This window comes from Micromonospora sp. PRAS1 (genome assembly GCF_059553435.1).
The window spans coordinates 1-18,898 of record NZ_JCANNB010000063.1 but is presented as its reverse complement, the minus strand read 5'-3'; the positions used below and the strand labels follow the sequence as shown (position 1 = coordinate 18,898).

Annotated in this window: 20 protein-coding genes and 1 riboswitch; of the genes, 13 read left to right on the top strand and 7 right to left on the bottom strand. The window is 71.7% G+C overall.

Annotated features, from left to right (window positions below; genetic code table 11):
- Positions 1-9 precede the first annotated feature (9 nt).
- A complete protein-coding gene (locus tag AC507J_RS31380; RefSeq protein ID WP_496294040.1) occupies positions 10-135 on the top strand; it encodes a Scr1 family TA system antitoxin-like transcriptional regulator in 126 nt (41 codons plus the stop codon).
- Entirely contained in the window at positions 128-316 is a 189-nt protein-coding gene (locus AC507J_RS31375; RefSeq protein ID WP_496294034.1) for a DUF397 domain-containing protein, read from the top strand. The genes AC507J_RS31380 and AC507J_RS31375 overlap by 8 nt, the downstream gene beginning before the upstream one ends.
- 85 nt (positions 317-401) lie before the next feature.
- Here AC507J_RS31375 and AC507J_RS31370 read toward each other — a convergent pair whose 3' ends face one another.
- Positions 402-806 carry an MmcQ/YjbR family DNA-binding protein gene (locus AC507J_RS31370; protein WP_496294032.1) on the bottom strand — a complete coding sequence of 135 codons (405 nt, stop codon included), beginning with the start codon at positions 804-806 and terminating at the stop codon, positions 402-404.
- Between the two features lie 245 nt (positions 807-1,051).
- Between AC507J_RS31370 and AC507J_RS31365 the strand changes: the two genes are divergently transcribed.
- Both AC507J_RS31365 and AC507J_RS31360 read left to right on the top strand, forming a co-directional pair.
- Positions 1,052-2,131, top strand: a complete 1,080-nt coding sequence (locus tag AC507J_RS31365) for an alpha-hydroxy acid oxidase (RefSeq protein WP_496294038.1) — start codon at positions 1,052-1,054, stop codon at positions 2,129-2,131.
- A 79-nt stretch (positions 2,132-2,210) separates the two neighbouring features.
- Positions 2,211-2,471, top strand: coding sequence for a hypothetical protein (locus tag AC507J_RS31360; protein ID WP_111242354.1), 261 nt, complete (start codon positions 2,211-2,213; stop codon positions 2,469-2,471).
- A 218-nt stretch (positions 2,472-2,689) separates the two neighbouring features.
- Here the strand turns inward: AC507J_RS31360 and AC507J_RS31355 are convergent, their stop codons facing one another.
- A complete protein-coding gene (locus AC507J_RS31355; protein WP_496294030.1) occupies positions 2,690-4,126 on the bottom strand; it encodes a glycine hydroxymethyltransferase in 1,437 nt (478 codons plus the stop codon).
- An 18-nt stretch (positions 4,127-4,144) separates the two neighbouring features.
- Positions 4,145-4,235: riboswitch (ZMP/ZTP riboswitch) on the bottom strand.
- Between the two features lie 65 nt (positions 4,236-4,300).
- Positions 4,301-5,530 carry an acyltransferase family protein gene (locus tag AC507J_RS31350; RefSeq protein WP_496294028.1) on the bottom strand — a complete coding sequence of 410 codons (1,230 nt, stop codon included), beginning with the start codon at positions 5,528-5,530 and terminating at the stop codon, positions 4,301-4,303.
- Between the two features lie 128 nt (positions 5,531-5,658).
- Between AC507J_RS31350 and AC507J_RS31345 the strand changes: the two genes are divergently transcribed.
- The 3 genes from AC507J_RS31345 to AC507J_RS31335 all read left to right on the top strand — a co-directional run bounded on the left by AC507J_RS31345 (position 5,659) and on the right by AC507J_RS31335 (position 7,693).
- Positions 5,659-6,273 carry a TetR/AcrR family transcriptional regulator gene (locus tag AC507J_RS31345; RefSeq protein WP_496294026.1) on the top strand — a complete coding sequence of 205 codons (615 nt, stop codon included), beginning with the start codon at positions 5,659-5,661 and terminating at the stop codon, positions 6,271-6,273.
- 107 nt (positions 6,274-6,380) lie between these two features.
- A complete protein-coding gene (locus tag AC507J_RS31340; protein WP_496294036.1) occupies positions 6,381-6,611 on the top strand; it encodes a hypothetical protein in 231 nt (76 codons plus the stop codon).
- 110 nt (positions 6,612-6,721) lie between these two features.
- Positions 6,722-7,693, top strand: a complete 972-nt coding sequence (locus AC507J_RS31335) for a DNA polymerase domain-containing protein (RefSeq protein WP_496294024.1) — start codon at positions 6,722-6,724, stop codon at positions 7,691-7,693.
- 21 nt (positions 7,694-7,714) lie between these two features.
- Here AC507J_RS31335 and AC507J_RS31330 read toward each other — a convergent pair whose 3' ends face one another.
- Together AC507J_RS31330 and AC507J_RS31325 are read right to left on the bottom strand one after the other, a co-directional pair.
- Positions 7,715-9,904, bottom strand: coding sequence for an acyltransferase family protein (locus tag AC507J_RS31330; RefSeq protein WP_496294022.1), 2,190 nt, complete (start codon positions 9,902-9,904; stop codon positions 7,715-7,717).
- A 69-nt stretch (positions 9,905-9,973) separates the two neighbouring features.
- The gene (locus AC507J_RS31325; protein ID WP_496294020.1) at positions 9,974-10,483 is read right to left on the bottom strand and encodes an Lrp/AsnC family transcriptional regulator; all 510 of its coding nucleotides are present in this window, start codon (positions 10,481-10,483) and stop codon (positions 9,974-9,976) included.
- A 101-nt stretch (positions 10,484-10,584) separates the two neighbouring features.
- On the opposite strand from AC507J_RS31325, the gene pdhA reads away from it, so the two are divergent.
- The 5 genes from pdhA to AC507J_RS31300 all read left to right on the top strand — a co-directional run bounded on the left by pdhA (position 10,585) and on the right by AC507J_RS31300 (position 16,558).
- Positions 10,585-11,751 carry a pyruvate dehydrogenase (acetyl-transferring) E1 component subunit alpha gene (gene pdhA, locus AC507J_RS31320; protein ID WP_496294018.1) on the top strand — a complete coding sequence of 389 codons (1,167 nt, stop codon included), beginning with the start codon at positions 10,585-10,587 and terminating at the stop codon, positions 11,749-11,751.
- Positions 11,751-12,767, top strand: coding sequence for an alpha-ketoacid dehydrogenase subunit beta (locus AC507J_RS31315; protein ID WP_496294016.1), 1,017 nt, complete (start codon positions 11,751-11,753; stop codon positions 12,765-12,767). Before pdhA ends, AC507J_RS31315 begins: the two co-directional genes overlap by 1 nt.
- Positions 12,764-14,311 (top strand): dihydrolipoamide acetyltransferase family protein, encoded by a 1,548-nt coding sequence (locus tag AC507J_RS31310; RefSeq protein ID WP_496294014.1) that lies wholly within the window; start codon positions 12,764-12,766, stop codon positions 14,309-14,311. The genes AC507J_RS31315 and AC507J_RS31310 overlap by 4 nt, the downstream gene beginning before the upstream one ends.
- Positions 14,312-14,639: 328 nt before the next feature.
- Positions 14,640-15,896 (top strand): L,D-transpeptidase, encoded by a 1,257-nt coding sequence (locus AC507J_RS31305; protein ID WP_496294012.1) that lies wholly within the window; start codon positions 14,640-14,642, stop codon positions 15,894-15,896.
- 308 nt (positions 15,897-16,204) lie between these two features.
- Positions 16,205-16,558 carry an STAS domain-containing protein gene (locus tag AC507J_RS31300; RefSeq protein ID WP_496294010.1) on the top strand — a complete coding sequence of 118 codons (354 nt, stop codon included), beginning with the start codon at positions 16,205-16,207 and terminating at the stop codon, positions 16,556-16,558.
- A 56-nt stretch (positions 16,559-16,614) separates the two neighbouring features.
- Here AC507J_RS31300 and AC507J_RS31295 read toward each other — a convergent pair whose 3' ends face one another.
- Positions 16,615-16,992: an FKBP-type peptidyl-prolyl cis-trans isomerase gene (locus tag AC507J_RS31295; RefSeq protein ID WP_496294008.1), complete on the bottom strand. Its 378-nt coding sequence runs from the start codon at positions 16,990-16,992 to the stop codon at positions 16,615-16,617.
- A 20-nt stretch (positions 16,993-17,012) separates the two neighbouring features.
- Entirely contained in the window at positions 17,013-18,242 is a 1,230-nt protein-coding gene (locus tag AC507J_RS31290; protein WP_496294006.1) for a serine hydrolase domain-containing protein, read from the bottom strand.
- Between the two features lie 109 nt (positions 18,243-18,351).
- On the opposite strand from AC507J_RS31290, the gene AC507J_RS31285 reads away from it, so the two are divergent.
- Positions 18,352-18,828, top strand: coding sequence for a hypothetical protein (locus AC507J_RS31285; protein WP_496294004.1), 477 nt, complete (start codon positions 18,352-18,354; stop codon positions 18,826-18,828).
- Positions 18,829-18,898: the final 70 nt, after the last annotated feature.

Genomic DNA, 18,898 nt, shown 5'->3' with positions numbered 1-18,898 from the left:
GCCCTCTACCTGGACCGCAAGGAAGAAATAGCCAGCTATGAAGAAGTCTGGACAAGCCTCACGTCGCTGGCGCTTGATGAGGAAGAATCAAGGCGACTGATCGACAAGATCATTGGGGAGGTTCATCGTGGCTGATTTGACTGGAGTGCGCTGGCGGAAGAGCAGCCGTAGCGGGGACAACGGCGGCAACTGTGTCGAGGTCGCGGACAATCTGCCTGGCCTTGTCGCCGTACGGGACAGCAAAGATCCGGCGGGACCGGCGCTGACCTTCTCTCCGGCGGCCTGGACCGCCTTCGTCCGCGCGACCCGGCACTGACCTTCGAGCCCCGTGCCCCTCGTCGGGAGCGCGCTCGGCGATCGCGGGGCGTGCTCCCGCCAAGGATGCGAGTGAGGACGCGGGTTCAGGCCGGGGGTGCTGCCGACTCGGCTCGGTGGGCGGCGGCGAGCCGTTTCGGGGCGCGGGCGTACCACGCCTCCACGATCAGCTCGGTCAGCTCGTCGACCTCGATCCGGTTCAGCCGGACCAGCACGATGGGATAGCCGTCGAGGTGCGGCGTGGCGAAGAAGAGGGCAGGGTCGTCGGCGAGCAGCGCCTCCTTGACGCCGAGGTCGGCCACGCGTACGCCGAGGATCGGCCCGTCCGGGGCCGCCGGCCCGAGGGCGTCGAGGTCGGAGCGGCGCAACGGACGCTCCCAGACGAAGGACTTGTCTCGGACCTTCCACGCGGGCAACCCGTCGTACGAGGGCCGCTCCGTGCTCTCCGGCAGGCTCAGCGCGACCCGGCGTACGTCTTCCCAACTGGCCATCGCCCGACCATACGCCCCCGGTAACGAGCCGGCCGTCCTGCCGCTGGCCGGTCACCTGAGTTGCGGTATGTCGCGGCATCCCAGCCGACCAGGTGCACTAGTTGCGGCATCTCGTCCAAAGACCCACCCGGCGCCCTCGGCTGAGCGGCGGGTTCGGTGCCGAGTTGTTAATAGGGGGCCCCTCCTATACACGAGGCGTTAATAGGGGGCCCTTCCTTGCTTCCTAAGCTGGTGGCGTGGAGAGCATGCTGCCGGTTTGTCTGGCTGACTTTGCGGAGCGGGCCCGGTCGGTGCTGCCGCCGGAGGTGTGGGACTACCTGGACGGTGGCAGCGGCACCGAGCTGACGCTGAATGCGAACCGGAGCGCGCTGGACCGGGTCGGGGTGCTGCCCCGGGTGCTGACCGGGGTGGCCACCGCCAACCTGCGGACCCGACTGCTCGGGCGGGAGTACGCGATGCCGGTCGGGGTGGCGCCGATGGCCTACCAGCGGCTGGTGCATCCCGAGGGCGAGATCGGGTTGGCCGGCGCGGCCCGGGCCGCCGAGGTGCCCTACCTCGCCAGCATCCTGGGCAGCACCCCGATCGAGCAGGTCACCGCGACCGGTGCCGAGGTGTGGTTCCAGCTCTACTGGCTGCGCGACCGGGGGATGGTGACGGACCTGCTGGCCCGGGTACGGGAGGCCGGCTGCCGGGCGCTGGTGGTCACCGTCGACGTGCCGGTGCTCGGACGGCGATACCGGGACCTGCGCAACGCGTTCCGGTTGCCGGCGGAGCTGGTGGCGGCGAACCTGCCCGGCGGGCGGGACGACCTAGCCCACGGCGGTACGCCCGGCGTCACGCCGGTCCCGGTGACCAGCGGCGCGGCCTTCGCGCCGGCACTGGGCTGGGCGGACCTGCGGTGGCTGGGCGAGCACTGCGAGCTGCCGCTGGTGGTGAAGGGCGTCCTCGACCCGGCCGACGCGGTACGCGCGGTCGACGCGGGTGCGCGGGCGGTGGTGGTCTCCAATCACGGCGGACGGCAACTCGACGGGGTGCCGGCCAGCGCCACAATGCTGCCCGAGGTGGTCGCCGCCGTGGACGACCGGTGCGAGGTGCTGCTGGACAGCGGGGTCCGGGGCGGCCTCGACGTGCTGCGGGCGCTGGCGCTGGGAGCGCACGGGGTACTTGTCGGTCGGCCGATGCTCTGGGCGCTGGCCGCCGGGGGAGCGGCCGGGGCGAGTGCCGGGTTGCGCCTGCTCGCCGACGAGTTGCGCGACGCGCTGGCTCTCGCCGGCTGCGCCGATCCGGCCGCCGCCCGCCAGCTGCGTACCGTGCCGGTCGGCTGAGGGACAGATCGACTCGCCGTGTTCACCGCCTGGCAACCTGTGACGGCCACCCTGCCGTCGTCCTGGGTGGACGGTCATAATGGGCGGCATGATTGCCTGGGAGTACGCCCTGCTGGTCCGCCGTTACCAGGGACAGGGCCGGAATTTTCACGTCACCTTCGTCTGGTACGGGCCGGACGGGTCCCGGAAGGATGTCACGGCGTACGGCGACACCGCCGTCGCGCATCTCAACCGGGTTGGCCGGGAGGGTTGGGAGCTCGTCACGGCGGCCGAGGACGTGAACAACGTCCAGGGCAGCACCGAGGTGCACCGCTATCACCTCAAGCGTCCGCTGAACTGAAACCGCCATCCTTCGGGATCGCTACGACTACCAGTTCTGCCGGTCGTACGGCGCCTCCGGCGTGGCGGAGGGACGTTGGGACTGGTGGTACTGCGAGCAGAGTGCCCAACCGTTGAGCACCCAGTGGTTCCTGTGGACCTTCGACTGCGCGTGAGCCGGCTGCCCGACCTCGCGGCCCCGCCAGGCCGGTGCGCTGGCCCGGCGGGGTCGCGTGCCGGTCAGGCCAGGTCGACGTTCGGGTAGAGCGGGAAGCCGGCGAGCAGTTCGCTGGCCTGGCGGCTGACCTTGTCGGCGAGCGCCGGGTCGAGCACGTACTTCGCCTTGCTGGCGGCGCCGTCCGGACCGGTGCCGGCGGTGGTCTGGCTGAGCACGGTGTGGATCAGCTCGGCGGTGCCGTCCATCTCCGCCGGGCCCAGCCCGCGGGTGGTCAGCGCGGGCGTGCCGATCCGGATGCCGGAGGTGTACCAGGCGCCGTTCGGGTCCTGCGGCACCGCGTTGCGGTTGGTGACGATGCCCGAGTCCAGCAGCGCCTGCTCGGCCTGCCGGCCGGTCAGCCCGTAACCGGTGACGTCGATCAGCACCAGGTGGTTGTCGGTGCCGCCGGTGACCAGCTTGGTGCCCCGGCGCAGCAATCCCTCGGCCAGCGCCTGGGCGTTGTCGACGATGCGCTGGGCGTAGTCGGCGAAGTCGGGGCGGCGGGCTTCGGCCAGCGCGACCGCCTTGGCGGCCATCACGTGCGGCAGCGGGCCGCCGAGCACCATCGGGCAACCCCGGTCCACCTGGTCGGCCAGCTCCGGGCCGCAGAGCACCATGCCGCCGCGCGGGCCGCGCAACGACTTGTGGGTGGTGGTGGTGACGATGTGCGCGTGCGGCACCGGGTCGAAGTCGCCGGTGAAGACCTTGCCGGCGACCAGTCCGGCGAAGTGGGCCATGTCCACCATGAAGGTGGCGCCGACGGAGTCGGCGATCTCCCGCATGATCCGGAAGTTCACCTTCCGCGGGTACGCCGAGTAGCCGGCGACCAGCACCAGCGGCCGGAACTCGCGGGCCGCCTCGGCGACCTTGTCGTAGTCGACCAGGCCGGTGGCCGGGTCGGTGCCGTAGCTGCGCTGGTCGAACATCTTGCCGGAGATGTTCGGCCGGAAGCCGTGGGTCAGGTGCCCACCGGCGTCAAGCGACATGCCGAGCATCCGCTGGTCGCCCAGTTCCCGGCGGAGCGCGAACCAGTCCGCCTCCGTCAGGTCGTTTACGTGCCGGGCCTGTGCCCGCTTCAGCGCCGGGGCCTCGACCCGGTCGGCCAGGATCGCCCAGAACGCCACCAGGTTGGCGTCGATGCCCGAGTGCGGCTGCACGTACGCGTGCGTGGCGCCGAACAACTCCCGGGCGTGCTCGGCGGCGAGTGCCTCGACGGTGTCCACGTTCTGGCAGCCGGCGTAGAAGCGGCGGCCGATCGTGCCCTCGGCGTACTTGTCGCTGAACCAGTTGCCCATCGCCAGCAGGGTGGCCGGCGAGGCGTAGTTCTCGCTGGCGATCAGCTTGAGCGACTCACGCTGGTCGGCCAGCTCGGCGCGGATGGCCTCGGCGACGCGCGGCTCGACACCGCCGATCACCTCTAGCGCGCTGCGAAAGGCGGTGGACTCGACGTTGCGCGACATGCGACCTCCTGATGACGTACGGAAGGCCCAGGCGCTCGGCACGCGTCCTCGTGACGGGGCCGCTCCCCGATGGTGCTCCATCTCCAATGCGCCAGTCACGGCCCGAAGGGAATCCTACCGGGTACGCCGGCGCCGCGCCGTGGCGACCGCGCCGCGCCGCCGTACCCCTTGCTGCTACAGGACGGCGCGCAGGCCGGGCAGCCGCCGGATCGGTACGGCGACCGCGACGCTGGCCACCATGGCGAGCGCGGCGACGACGGTGAAGGCGACCGGCACGGGCAGGTCGGCCCGGGCGACGGTGAACTGGAGCGCCACCACGATCGGCAGGTGGATCAGGTAGACGGTGTACGAGCTGTCGGCCAGCGCGCGGCTGAGCCGGTTGTGGCCGGCGAACGCGTCCCGGAACAGGGTGAGCAGGCCGACGCTCAGCCCGACACAGATGGCCGTCTCCACGAGCGTCCAGCAGGCCGACGCCCAGGACGCGCCACCGCTGGCGAAGTAGGCGGTGTCGGTGCCGGTGACGAAGAGTCCGGCGACGAGGGTCAGGCCGACGGCCAACCAGGTGTATCCGGTACGGCGGGGGAGTTGGCCGAGCCAGTCGTACCGGTAAGCGAGCACTCCGGCGACGAAGAAGGCGCTGTACTGGGCCAGCCGGGCCGGTTCGGCCTGGATGAACTCGAAGACGGGAACCCATTCGTCGAGCGGGTAGCGGATCCGGACCCCGAACGCGACCGCGGCCAGGGTGAGCGTGAAGCCGAGCAGCGCCCGGTGGTCGGGTGCCCGGGTCAGCCAGGCGGGCGCGGGGCGGTGCCGGTGCCGGCGGGCCAGCCGCACCACCGCCCGGCCGGCGAGGTAGAGCAGGCTGAAGGCGAGCAGGTTCTGGATGAACCAGAGGTGGCCGAACTGGAGGTCCGGCCAGATCGGACCGGTCCAGCCGGCCGGCTCGGGGCCGAAGCCGAGGAACACGTCCAGGTAGTAGCGGCCGAACGAGATCGGTGGATAGCCGCGGTACTTGACGTAGTAGGTGTACATGAGCGCGGGGATGATGGTGGCGGCGCCGACCAGGAACGGAACGCCGAGCCGGGTGAGTCGGCCGCGGGCGAACGCCCAGCCGCCCCGGCGCTCCACCGCGCGGGGCACCAGGTAGGCGGCGACGAAGAACAACAGGCTCATCCGGAACGCCCCGCCGATGGCCGAGAGCGTGGCCAGGGACTCGGTCCGCTGGTCGCCCCGGAAGTACCACCAGTCGGCCGGCCCGTACGGCTGGGCCGCGTGGTGGATCACCACCAGCAGGATCATCGCCACCCGAAGGTTGTCCAGGTAGTGCAGGTGGGCGCGGCGGGGTCGAGGCTCGGGCGGGTCGGCCAGCGGCGTCGCGGGGCTGCCGGCGGAAGAACTGTTCATGCGTTCAACGTACTGAACAGATGTTTAGTGCTGGATCGGGTGAGACCCGGGAATCGGCCTCGGGGATCACCCCGATCCCACCCGGGCCGTCCCCGCTGCCGGCCGGCAGGTGGCATACCGTGCCTGGCATGCGAGCAAAGCCGGCATCGGACCTGACCGGGCGGGCGCGGCTGCGGGAGGCGGCGCTGCGGCTCTTCGCCGAACGCGGGTTCGAGGCCACCTCGACCCGGGCGGTGGCCGCCGCGGCCGGCCTGTCTCCCGCACTGGTGATCCACCATTTCGGTTCCAAGGAGGGCCTGCGCGCGGCGGTGGACGAGGAGGTCCTCGGCCGCATCGGCGCCGCGCTGCGCGAACTCGACGGCACCGGGGAACTGATGGCCTCGCTCGGTGCCGTATCGGCCCGGATGTTCGGTGCCGACCCGCTGCTCCGCGGCTACCTGCGCCGGGTCCTGCTGGAGGAGAGCCCGTCCAGCGCCGCCCTGTTCGCCCGGCTGCTTGCCGGCGCGCGCGTCGAACTGGACCGGCTGGCCGCCACCGAGGCAGGTCGGGCCGGCGGCGACGCCGAGTGGGCGCCGTTCCAGCTGCTGTGCCTGATCCTCGGGCCCCTGCTGCTGGAACCGGTCATGCAACCCAATCTGGACCAGCCGATGTTCGACCCGGAGACACTGGCCCGGCGCAGCGCCGCGAACCAGCGGCTGCTGCGGCACGGCCTCTTCGGCCCACCGTCGGCCGCCGACGGGTAGCGGCCGGCCGTACCGGCTCGACTTTTCCCAGGTGGGTGTGGCGGCGCGGGCCAGGGGTACCCGGCCGGGACCTGACGCCAGTCATCTGGAGGTGAACCGTGGCCACGATGGTGAAGGAGCCGGCCAGCCCGGTAAAGGACAAGAACTACGACCTGCTGCACGCGGTGCAGATGTCGCTGCAACACATCTGGCAGTTGGAGACGTACATCGCCGACGCCGACGCGCGGGGAGACAAGGAACTCGCCACCTGGTTCCGCAAGATTCAGGAGAACAACCGCAAGGCGGGCGAGCAGGGCAAGCAACTGCTCGCTTCGCGCCTGGAGCGGGAGAACGGCTGACCGGCGCGCGGGCGGCCGGCTGACCGGCCAGTTGCCTCATCCGGCCCGCCCCGGCGGCGCGCCGCCCCGGTCGTCGGGTGCTCCGGCGACCGGGGACGTACGGTGACGGTGTGGCGACGGCAGCGGAGGAGATCCGGGTGGGGCGGCGGACCGTCCGCGTCTCCAGCCCGGACAAGCCGTACTTTCCCGAGCGCGGGCTGACCAAGCTCGACGTGGTGCGCTACTTCCTCGCCGTCGGCGAGGGCATCCTGCGCGCGCTGCGGGACCGGCCGACCATGCTGGAGCGGTGGCCCCGGGGCGTCTTCGAGGGGGCGACCATCGCCACCCGGCAGGACAACCGGGGCGACGCGTTCTATCAGAAGCGGGTGCCGTCGGGCGCACCCGACTGGGTTGGCACCGCGCACATCACCTTCCCGAGCGGCCGGACGGCCGACGAGGTCGCGCCCGGTGAGTTGGCGGTGGTGATCTGGGCGGTCAACCTCGGCACGCTGCGCTTCCATCCGTGGCCGGTGACCAGGGCGGATGTCGAGCGGCCGGACCAACTGCGCATCGACCTGGACCCGCTGCCCGGGGTCGGTTTCGACCAGGTGGTGCCGGTGGCCCACGAGGTGCGCGCCTTCCTCGACGAGCTGGGCCTGACCGGCTACCCCAAGACCACCGGCGGGCGCGGCCTGCACGTCTACGTGTCGATCGAGCCCCGGTGGAGCTTCGGCGACTGCCGGCGGGCGGTGCTGGCGCTGGGGCGCGAGATGCAGCGCCGCCGCCCCGACCTGGTCACCACCACCTGGTGGCGCGAGCAGCGGGACCGGCCGGTCTTCGTCGACTACAACCAGATGGCCCGGGACCACACGATGACCTCGGCGTACTCCATCCGGCCCAGTCCGGCGGCGCTGGTCTCCGCGCCGCTGGACTGGGCCGAGCTGGACGACGCCCGGCCGGCGGACTTCGACGTCACCACCATGCCCGACCGTTTCGCCAAGCGTGGCGACCCGCACGCCGGCCTCGACGAGCGCCGTTTCTCCCTCGAACCGTTGTTGGAACTGGCCGACCGGGAGGGACTGGAGCCCCCGCCCGAGCGCTGAGCACGCCCGAGGGCTACGCCGCTACCCGGCTCGCCGAAGCTCGGCGACCACCGGCTTGAGCGCGGCGCTCAACGGCTTGGCGAGAGTCGCGGAGTACGTGGCTGTGAGGTGGTGGAAGTCGCGCCAGACCAGTACGCCCCCGATGACCGGCGCGCACTGCTCCGCTGGGCAGATCCAGTCGTTCAGGTCGATCAGTCGCACCCCGTCCAGCCCGTCGACCGCCAGCTCCTGTGCTGGCCCGCCAGCGAAGCTGAGGCCCACGTCCCGAGGTGTGGTGCACTTCGTCAGACGTTTCGGGTTCTTGGACACGCACTCAGCGACGTCCACGCTTTGGTACGGGGTGTCCCGCAGTACCACCACGGGTATGCCCGCAGACGTCATCTCCCCCCAGATCCTCCGCAACTCGCGGACCATCGCGGACCGCTTGTTCTCCGGCGACTCGCCCGCCACCAGATACTCGGAATGAGTAGTGATCAACAGGTCGGGCCGGTTCGGTCCGAGCAGATCCGCCCGGACGGCCTTGTTCCACTCGGTGCAGTCCTGGTAGCGGCGTTTGAGCGTGATCTCCGCGATGATGAAGGGGCAGGCGGACTTCGTGTGCGAGATGAGCTGCCAGCCATTCTGTTGCGCCACCCCCTGCATGGCGGGAAGCCAGTGGTCGGCGTGCGAGTCGCCGACGAGTGCCACCCGGAACTTCGCGGAAGGCTCCCCGAAGAAGCAGGCCCGCGGGGTCGACGGCCCCTCGAAGACGTGGCAGCTGTTCCAGCGTTCCCTCCGTACCAGTGGTGCGTCGTCCGTCGCCTCCACCGGGTCGGGGGTGATCGAGTCGACCCGGTCGACGGGCACGCCGGCCCGACTGCTGCGGGGCTTGGTGCCGAGTGCCGCGGCACCGGGCGGACCTGCCGGCGTCGGTGCCGCGCTGGCTCCGGGTGCCTGACCCACGAGGGCCGAGGGCGTGACCGGGTTCGTCTTCACCGGAACCACAAGTTGGAACGCCAGACCGGCCAGGACGGCGACGCCGGTGCAGAGGGCGCCGACGCGCAGGGCGTTGCCCGGCCAGGCGGCGAGGTTGGGTGAGCGCCGGATCGGGTTCTCGATGAAGTGGTAGGTGAGCGTTGCGGGGATCGCCGAGGCGGCGACGACCCCGAGGGATGCGCCGAGCCCGAGGTCACCGAAGTAGGCCTGGGCGGCGATCAGCAGCGGCCAGTGCCACAGGTAGAGCGAGTACGAGATCGCGCCGATGCCCCGCATGGGTTGCCGGGCGAGCAGGAGAGCGGGGCCGCCACGACCGGCCGCGGGGCCGAAGGCGATCACTGCGGCGGTACCCAGGGTGGGACCGAGCGCGGCGTATCCGGGAAAACCGCCCACCGTGGTGATCAGTACGGCCGATCCACCGATGGTGACCAGCCCCGCCCAGGCCAGGATGGCGGCGACCGGGCCAGGGGTCCGGTTCAGCCAGACCGCCGCGACGGCGAGCGCCCCGCCGAGAGCCAACTCCCACATCCGGGTGGTGGTGACGTAGTACGCCGCCGGGGTGGCCGGCGAGGTGTGCAGCGCCCAAGCGAACGACGGGACCGCGATCAACGCCAGTCCGGCCAGGTATAGGCCCCGGGAGCCGCGTCCCCGACGCCGGGCGAGCAGCCCGAGCACGATCAGCAGCAGCGGCCAGACCAGGTAGAACTGCTCCTCCACGGCGAGCGACCAGAAGTGCTGGAAGATGCTCGGCGCCGAGTTGGCGGCGACGTAGTCGACCGACTGCGCGGCCATGCGCCAGTTCATCGCGTAGACCGCGCTGGCCACGGCATCCCAGGCGGTCGAGGACCAGCGACCACGGGGCAGGAAGAAATAGGTAAGCAGCAGGGTCGCGACGAGGACCGTGGTGGCGGCGGGGAGCAGTCGCTTCGCCCGCCGGGCGTAGAACTCGGTGAGCGAGAGCCGACCGTGCCGGTCGAGTTGCTCCACCAGCAGACCGGTGATCAGGAAGCCGGAGATCACGAAGAACACGTCCACGCCGACGAAACCGCCGGGCAGGTACGGCACGCCGGCGTGGCCGAGCAGCACCAGCAGCACGGCGACCGCCCGCAGGCCCTCGATGTCGCCACGGAACGAGCGGTCGACCTTGGTCACCGGTGTGCGGGTCGAGGTCCGCGCCGACGCCGACGGCGGCCTGGTGTTCGGGGCCCGCGTCCACATGTCTGTCGATATGGTCACGGCCGATATCGTAGGGGTGATTGCCTCCTCAATGTGGCCTTTTGTCCGATATGACGTGCCGCTCGTCTTCTAGCGCCACGGGCTCTGCGTGCCGTCGTACTCGTCGAAGACCAGCCAACTGCGGGTGGCGAGCACTCCGGCGATGCGCTGCACCCGGTCCAGTACCACGTCGCGCAGCGTGGCGTTGTCCGGTGCCCGGACCAGCGCGAGCACGTCGTGTTCGCCGCTGAGCAGGGCGACATGCTCGACGTAGCGCACCCGGGCCAGCTCCGCCGACACCTCCCGCCAGGTGTCCTGCCGGATCGTCAACGCGATGTACGCCGAGGTGCCCAGGCCGGCCGCCGCCGGGTCGACCCGCGCGGCGAAGCCGGTGACCACTCCGTCGCGCAACAGCCGCTCCATCCGGGCGTACGCGTTGGTGCGCGACACGTGGACCCGTTCGGCGAGCGTGCGGATGGAGATCCGGGCGTCCCGGGTCAGCTCGTCGAGAATGCGGCGGTCCACCTCGTCCAGGGGCGGAGCCGATCGTCCCGTGCCGCCCGTCCGGTGCGGCGTGTCGACGTCCTCCTGACTCACCAAAGCCTCCCCTGGATGCCATTCGTCCCGCGTTTGCCGGTGACCTTGAGTCAATCATCCGACAGCTAGAGCATAGGGCCACCACACGTCCAGGAGGTTCCGCCGTGACGAGCACCCCCCAGGCGGTCCGCAGGGCATCCCCGCGGAAGCGCCGGCCGGCCACCCCGGCCGTGCCCGACCCGTCCGCCGCTCTGCTGCCCCAGGCCGAACCGGTCCGGCTGCTGAACCCGGACGGCAGCCCGCTACCGGCCCGTGCCGACTACCCCGAGCCGCCCGTCGAGGCGCTGCGCGAGATGTACCGGCGGATGGTCGTCGGTCGGCGCTTCGACGCGCAGGCCACCGCACTGACCAAGCAGGGGCGGCTGGCCGTCTACCCGTCCTCCCGGGGCCAGGAGGCGTGCCAGGTCGGCGGCGTCCTGGCGCTGCGCGACGACGACTGGGTCTTCCCCACCTACCGCGAGTCGATGGCGCTCACCGCCCGCGGCATCGACCCGGTCGAGGTGCTCACCCTGCTGCGCGGCGACTGGCACTGCGGGTACGACCCGGCCGCCCGGCACACCGCACCCCAGTGCACCCCGCTCGCCACCCAGTGCGTGCACGCCGCCGGCCTGGCGTACGGCGAGTCGTACCAGGGGCGCGACACCGTGGCACTCGTCTACATCGGTGACGGCGCCACAAGCGAGGGCGACTTCCACGAGGGCGTCAACTTCGCCGCGGTGTTCAAGGCACCGGTGGTCTACTTCGTGCAGAACAACAGGTACGCGATCAGTGTGCCGCTGTCCCGGCAGACCGCCGCCCCCACGCTCGCCTACAAGGGCGTCGGCTACGGCGTACCCAGCGAGCAGGTCGACGGCAACGACCCGGTCGCCGTGCTGGCCGTGCTGAACCGGGCCGTCGCGCACGCCCGCGCCGGCAAGGGTCCGTACCTGGTGGAGGCGCACACCTACCGGATGGAACCGCACACCAACGCCGACGACGCCACCCGCTACCGGGACGCCGACGAGGTCGAGGCGTGGCGCGACCGCGACCCGGTCGCCCGGCTGGAGAGCTACCTGCGTGCCCGCGACGCGCTCGACGACGCGGCCGTCGCCGAGATCGCCGAACAGGCCGAGGCGTACGCCGCGCAGCTGCGCGAACGGATGAACGCCCAGCCCACGGTCGACCCGCTAAGCCTCTTCGACCACGTCTACGCCCAGCCCACCCCGCAACTGGTGGAGCAGCGGGAACTCGTCCGCGCCGAGCTGGCGGCGGCGCAGGAGGGGGAGGCCTGATGACCACCATGACCATGGCGAAGGCCCTCAACGCCGCGCTTGCCGACGCGATGCTCGACGACGAGCGGGTCGTCGTCTTCGGCGAGGACGTCGGGCAGCTCGGCGGGGTCTTCCGGATCACCGACGGGTTGCAGGCCCGCTTCGGCGACAAGCGCTGCTTCGACACCCCGCTCGCCGAGGCCGGCATCGTCGGCTTCGCCGTCGGGCTGGCCATGTCCGGGCTGCGGCCGGTGGTCGAGATGCAGTTCGACGCGTTCGCGTACCCGGCGTTCGAACAGATCGCCTCGCACGTGGCGAAGCTGCGCAACCGCACCCGGGGCGCGCTGAGCGTGCCGATGGTGATCCGGGTGCCGTACGCCGGCGGCATCGGCGGCGTCGAGCATCACTGCGACTCGTCCGAGGCGTACTACGCGCACACCCCGGGCCTGAAGGTGGTCACCCCGGCGACCGTCGCCGACGCGTACTCGCTGCTGCGCGAGGCGATCGACGACCCGGACCCGGTGGTCTTCATGGAGCCGAAGAAGCTCTACTTCGCCAGCGCCGAGGCGGAGCTGCCGGCGCGTACCGAGCCGTTCGGCCGGGCGGTCGTCCGTCGGCCGGGACGCGACGCCACCCTGGTCGCGTACGGGCCGGCGGTGCCGGTCGCGCTGGAGGCCGCCGAAGCCGCCCGCGAGGAGGGCTGGGACCTGGAGGTGGTCGACGTACGCACCATCGTGCCGTTCGACGACGCCACGGTGACCGAATCGGTGCGCCGGACCGGTCGCTGCGTGGTGGTGCAGGAGGCCCAGGGCTTCGCGGGCGTCGGCGCGGAGATCGCCGCCCGGGTGCAGGAACGCTGCTTCCACGCCCTGCACGCCCCGGTGCTGCGGGTGTCCGGGCTGGACATTCCCTATCCGGCGCCGATGCTGGAGCACACTCACCTGCCCTCGGTCGACCGGGTGCTCGACACCGTGGCCCGGTTGCAGTGGGACGACCAGCCCGATCCGCGTTGGCTGACCGAAGGCAGTGCGGCATGAGCGAGCAGGTCTTCCTTCTGCCCGACCTCGGGGAGGGGCTCACCGAGGCGGAGATCGTGCGGTGGCGGGTCGCGGTCGGCGACATCGTCACCGTCGACCAGAGCGTGGTCGAGGTGGAGACCGCGAAGGCGGTCGTGGACGTGCCCTGCCCGTACGCCGGCCGGGTCGTCGCCCTGCACGGCGCGGAGGGTGAGGTGCGGCCGGTCGGCCAGCCACTGATCACAGTGGCCGACGGCGCCGCGCCGGTCGCGGTCCGGTCAGCGCCGGCCGAGCCGGTCGGGCACGCCGTCTACCGCGAGGAGGAGCGGGCCGGCTCCGGCAACGTGCTGATCGGGTACGGCACCGGTCACGGCAGCGCGCGGCGGCGTCGCCGCCCCCGGGTGGCGCACCCGGTCGGGCCGGCCGGTCCGGCGGCGTCCGCCCAGCCGCAGCCCGGTCCCGCACCGGAAGCGTCCGCCGACACCCCGGCGGCGTCGCTGGCCGACGGGTCCGCCGGGCCGCAACGGTCGCCGGCACTTGTCATCTCGCCGATCGTGCGGCGGCTGGCCCGCGAGCGTGGGGTGGACCTGACCACCCTGCGCGGCAGCGGTCCCGGCGGGGTGGTGCGCCGCGCCGACGTCGAAGCGGCGGCCGGCGCGGCGATCGTGGCCGGGCCCACCACGGGTGCCGGCGCCGTGGTGCCGCCAGGTGCCGGGACCGACCGGGTGCCGTCGGGTGCCGGGACCGACGGGGTGCCGTCGGGTGCCGGGACCGACGGGGTGCCGGCGGCCGGCGCGGGTCGGCTCACCGCCGTGCCCGACCTGCCGGCGGAAGCGCCGCCGGCGCACGTCGGGCTCGCCGCGCCCGGCGCGTCCGACGTGGTCATCCCGCTGACCGGCATCCGGCGGGCGATCGCCGACAAGCTCTCCCGCAGCCGGCGGGAGATCCCCGAGGTGACGATCTGGGTCGACGCCGACGCCACCGGGTTGATCGCGACCCGGGCCGCGATCAACGCCGCCCGCCCCGACCGCCCGGTGAGCATCCTGGCTCTGCTCGCCCGGATCTGCCTGTCCGGGCTGCGCCGCTACCCGCAGCTCAACTCGCGGGTCGACACCGAAGGGCAGCGGATCATCCAGTCGGCCGGGGTGCACCTGGGCATCGCCGCGCAGACCGAACGTGGCCTGGTCGTCCCGGTGCTGCGGGACGCCGACCGGCTCACCACCGAGGAACTGGCCGCCGAACTCGCCGCCACCACCGCAGCGGCGCGCGCCGGTGAGTTGCCGCCGGCCCGGTTGACCGGGGGCAGCTTCACGCTCAACAACTACGGCGTCTTCGGGGTCGACGGCTCCACGCCGATCATCAACCACCCGGAGGCGGCGTTGCTCGGGGTGGGACGCATCGTGGACAAGCCGTGGGTGGTCGACGGCCAGCTCGCGGTGCGCAAGGTGACGCAGCTCAGCCTCACCTTCGACCACCGGGTCTGCGACGGCGGGGTGGCCGGCGGCTTCCTGCGGCACGTCGCCGACTGCGTGGAGCAGCCGGCCCTGCTGATCGCCACCGTCTGACCGCTCCCGCCTGCCTGGGCTCGGGCCGAGGCTGGCCCCGCGGGCTCGGCGTCAGCTGTTCATGCCTGCCCGGCGTCCCGCAACGGACGCCGGGCACGCTGGCGTACGGGCGGGACAACCGCCGTGAACGGCGCGGGTCGGCACAGCGGCCTCCAGTCCGCCGAGAAACGTCCTAGCCGGCGCGTCGAGGTATTCGTCGCCGATTCTGGTGCGATTTCGGAAAAACATCCCCGGGTAATATCCACGCGGTTTGGGGAAATGCAAAACCGGCACCGTGCTGGCGGTGAGAATGTGCACAGGACGGAGCAACAAACGGGGGGAAACAGTCATGAGGTTGAGGGGGCGATTGACGCTGCTGGCGGTGACCGTCGCGGCGGCACCGCTGGCGCTGGGCGCGTGCACAAGCGATCGAAGGCAGGGCAACGAGGGGCGGGCCGCCGCGCCGGAGTTGACCGTGACGCCGGCCGAGGGCACGCGGGACGTGCCGATCAGCGGTGAGATCGGCACCCTGGTCAAGCATGGTCGGGTCACCGCCGTGCGGATCACCGACGACAAGGGCGGCACGGTTGCGGCGGAGCCGCGCGAGGACGGCTCGGGCTGGGTGCCGAGCAAGATCCTGCAGCCGAAGCGGACCTACACCGCAGAGGTGACCGCGACCGGTGACTCCGGAAAGACGGTCACCCGAAAGACAAGCTTCACGACCCAGCCGAAATCGTCAAAACCGGCCATCACCAGCACGCTCTATTTCGCCGGCAACCGGACGTACGGTACGGCGATGCCGGTAACGGTCGCCTTTGACCCGCCAATTCCGAAAGAGGCCAGGGCGGATGTGCAACGCCGTTTGTTTGTGAAGACGGATCCGCCCCAGCCGGGCACCTGGTCCTGGGTGTCCGACGGGAGCCAGGCCTATTACCGGGCACCCGATTTCTGGCGGCCGGGCACGACGATCAACGTCCGGGCGGCGCTGGAGGGCCTGCCGATCGGCAAGGAGAACGTCGGTGACGCCGACCGGCGGGCCACCTCGAAGATCGGCCGGCAGGTCGAGCTGGAGATCGACAACGCGACCAAGCAGATGTCGGTGCTCCGGGACGGCAAGCTGCTGCGCAAGCTGCCGGTAAGCCTCGGCAAACCGAGCACGCCGACCTCCAGCGGCAAGATGGTGATCATGGAGAAGCACGAGTTCACCACCTTCGACACCACGGGCTCGGCCGATCCCTACGTGGTCGACGTCGAGGACGCCCAGCGGCTGACCTGGGGTGGCGAGTTCATCCACGGTGCTCCCTGGTCGGAGGGGGACCAGGGCTACACAAACGTCTCGCACGGCTGCACCAACCTCTCCGCGGCCAACGCCGACTGGTTGATGGGGATCACCCAGGTCGGCGACCTGGTCACCGTCAGGGGCACCGAGGTGACCCTCGACGAGGGCAACGGCTGGACGGCCTGGAACGTCGGCTGGGACGAGTTCGCCAAGGGCAGCGCCCTGCCGGTGCCACCCGGACTGCGGCCCACGCCGACCCAGGCACCCGACCCGGGGGCGGTGGCCGGTGGTTCGCCGGAGCCGACGCCCTCCGCGAGCGGCGGCTGACCGGAGCGTACGCAGGCCGGGCCGGTCCGCCCTGGACCCGCCCGGCCGTACACCGCCCGGCCGTACACCGCCCGGCCGTACACCGCCCGGCCGTACACCGCCCGGCCGTACACCGCCCGGCCGTACACCGCCCGGCCGTACACCGCCCGGCCGCGGGGCACGGCAGTTGCCGCCCTGATACGGCGCACAGCACCCTGGGGATCCACCCTAGGGTGGATGCCGAGGTCGCCCGGGTCATGCCCTGGGATTACCCCGGAACCATCGCTGCGCAGGGTGGAAGTGTCGGTGCCGGACGATAGGTTCGGTTCATGCGAGAGCGCGAGGAGCGGTTCCACGTCGAGACGACAGTCCTTGACGAGGCGGTGTGCGTACGAGCGGTCGGCGTGGTCGACGTCGCCACCGTCGCCGCCTTCCGTGGCGCGCTCTGGGCGGCGCCGGCGCGGCCGGAGCTTCGGGTGGATCTCTCCGATTTGCTGATGCTCTCCGCTGCCGGGGTGCGCGCGCTGGTCGCCGCGCGGCTGCGAGTGCGGGCCCGGGGTGGCGAGTTGGTGCTGGTGAACCCGTCGCCGATGGTGGAGCGGGTGCTGCGGGCCACCGGCCTGCGTCGGGTCATCCCGGTCGTCTCCGGGGCAGCACCGGACCGTCTGCTCGTCGCGGTGTGAGCCGTGGACGACCAGTCCGGCGCCGGGCACGGGGGCCGGCGCCGGACCGCCCGGAATCAGCGCAGGTCGAGCAGGTCGACCACGAAGACCAGGGTCTCGTTCGGCTTGATCCGACCGCCGGCACCCTGGCTGCCGTAGCCGAGGTGCGGTGGGATGGTCAGCTTGCGCCGGCCGCCGATCCGCATCCCCACCACGCCCTGGTCCCAGCCGGCGATGACCCGCCCGCCCCCGAGCGGGAACTCGAACGCCTGGCCACGGTTCCAGGAGGCGTCGAACTCCGCACCGGTGGAGTGCGAGACACCGACGTAGTGCACCCGGGCCACCTGGCCGGGCTGGGCCTCGGCCCCCGCACCGACGGTGATGTCCTCGATCACGAGGTCGGCCGGCGGGGCGCCCTCGATCGGACCGACCTCGGGCTTGCTCGCCTGGTTCATGTGGATTCTCCTGTACGTCGTTACCCGGTCAGCGCAATCCTGCCGGATGCCACGGCAGCAGCCGTCGTCGGGGAGACGGCTGCGAGGGAGGTTCGCAGCGCCTCGATGAGGTTGGTGGTCCGTCGGTCCGGTTCCGGGCTGACGTGCAGCCGGTTCAGCACGTAGCCGAAGGCGATGCCGCTTTCCGGATCGGCGTAACCGAGCGATCCGCCGTGTCCGCCGTGACCGAAGGCGGTCGGGCTCCACCAGGGCACGCCGGCCGGCGGGAGGCCGAAACCGAGCGCGGGCCGGGTCGGCAGGTGCAGCACGCGGTCGAGGCCGTCGGCCTGCTCGGTGGTGGCGACGGCGAGCGTCGCCGGGTCGAGGATCCGGTGGCCGTCAACGGTGCCGATGAGCGCGGCGTAGAAGCGGGCGAGCGCGTACGCCGTGCAACTGCCGTTGACCGCCGGAATCTGGGCGGTCTGTAGGTCGACGCGGTTGAGGTCGACCGGTTCGGTGGCGGGGGAGAGCGCCCGCACGGGCAGCGACGTCGGATCGTGGTACCGGGCCAGCGTGTCCCGCAGTTCCTGGGGCAGTGCGTCGAGTTCGGCGGCGGTCGGGGGAGCGGCCGGAGGCGGTTCGACGATCCGGCTCACCCGGTGCAGTTCGGATTCCGGCAATCCGATCCAGAAGTCCAGGCCCAGCGGTGCGGCGATCTCCTCGGCGAAGTAGTCGCCGAGGCTGCGCCCGGACACCCGACGGACGACCTCGCCCACCAGCCAGCCGTAGGTGAACGCGTGGTACCCGTGGGCGCTGCCGGGCGTCCAGATCGGAGCCTGCCGGGCCAGCGCGGCCACCACCGGGTCCCAGGACCGGATGTCGGCGAGCGTCACGGGTACGTCGAGGGCGGGCAGGCCCGCCTGGTGCGACAGCAGCCACCGCACCGGAATCCGCTCCTTCCCCGCGGTGGCGAACTCCGGCCAGTAGGTGGCGACCGGCGCGTCCAGATCGAGTTCTCCGCGCTGCGCCAGCAGGTGGGCGCAGGCGGCGGTGGCACCCTTCGTCGTCGAGTAGACGATCTGGAGGGTGTCCCTGCGCCACGGGCGGCCGGTCCGGGGATCCGCCAGTCCGCCCCAGAGGTCGACCACCGGCCGTCCGTGGCGGTACACGCAGACTGCCGCGCCGACCTCTCCGTGCTCGACGAAGTTCTGCTCGAACGCCTCGCGTACGGCTGCGAATCCGGGCGCCACCGTGCCGTGGATATTCGTCACTGCCACTCCTTTGTCGTCAGCGGACGATCGGCAGGCTATCCATACAAACTTCGACAGGCAAGCCGTACCGGTCCCGTCAGGGGAACCTGACGGCGCTATCCTGCTCCGCATGGAGATCCAGTTAGCCGATCTGCCGGGGCACGCCGGCTCGGTGGTCGTCCGGCTACCGGACGGTTCGCTGATGCCGGCGGACGAAGACACCGCTGCGGCGGTCGCCGTACGGGCGCGGTGCTCGTGTGGCTGGAGCGGGTCCGGTGAACATCCGCCAGGCGAGACCGGCCGGATGTCGGCGACCTCGGACTGGGTCGCCCACATGAAGCCGTACTGGGCCGCCGCGCCGCCGGCCTGGCTGGTGCAGCGCTCCGACGGGCTGCGCGACAGCGTCGCGGAACTCGCCACCACCTGGCCGTTGCAGGCGCTGAGCCTCCTCGCCCACGTCGAACGCTGGCAGCAGGCGCTCCTCGGGCAGGCGGTCGCCGAGGCGAGGACGGCGGGCCGGTCGTGGGCCGAGATCGGCGCGGCGCTCGGCGTCAGCAAGCAGTCGGCACACGAACGCTTCCGCGGCACCCTCCCCAAAAACCCCTGATCCCACCCCGCCCCGCCCCAGCATTCGCCGATCTTGCACTTTCGGTCGCGGCATACGGGGCATACCGCCC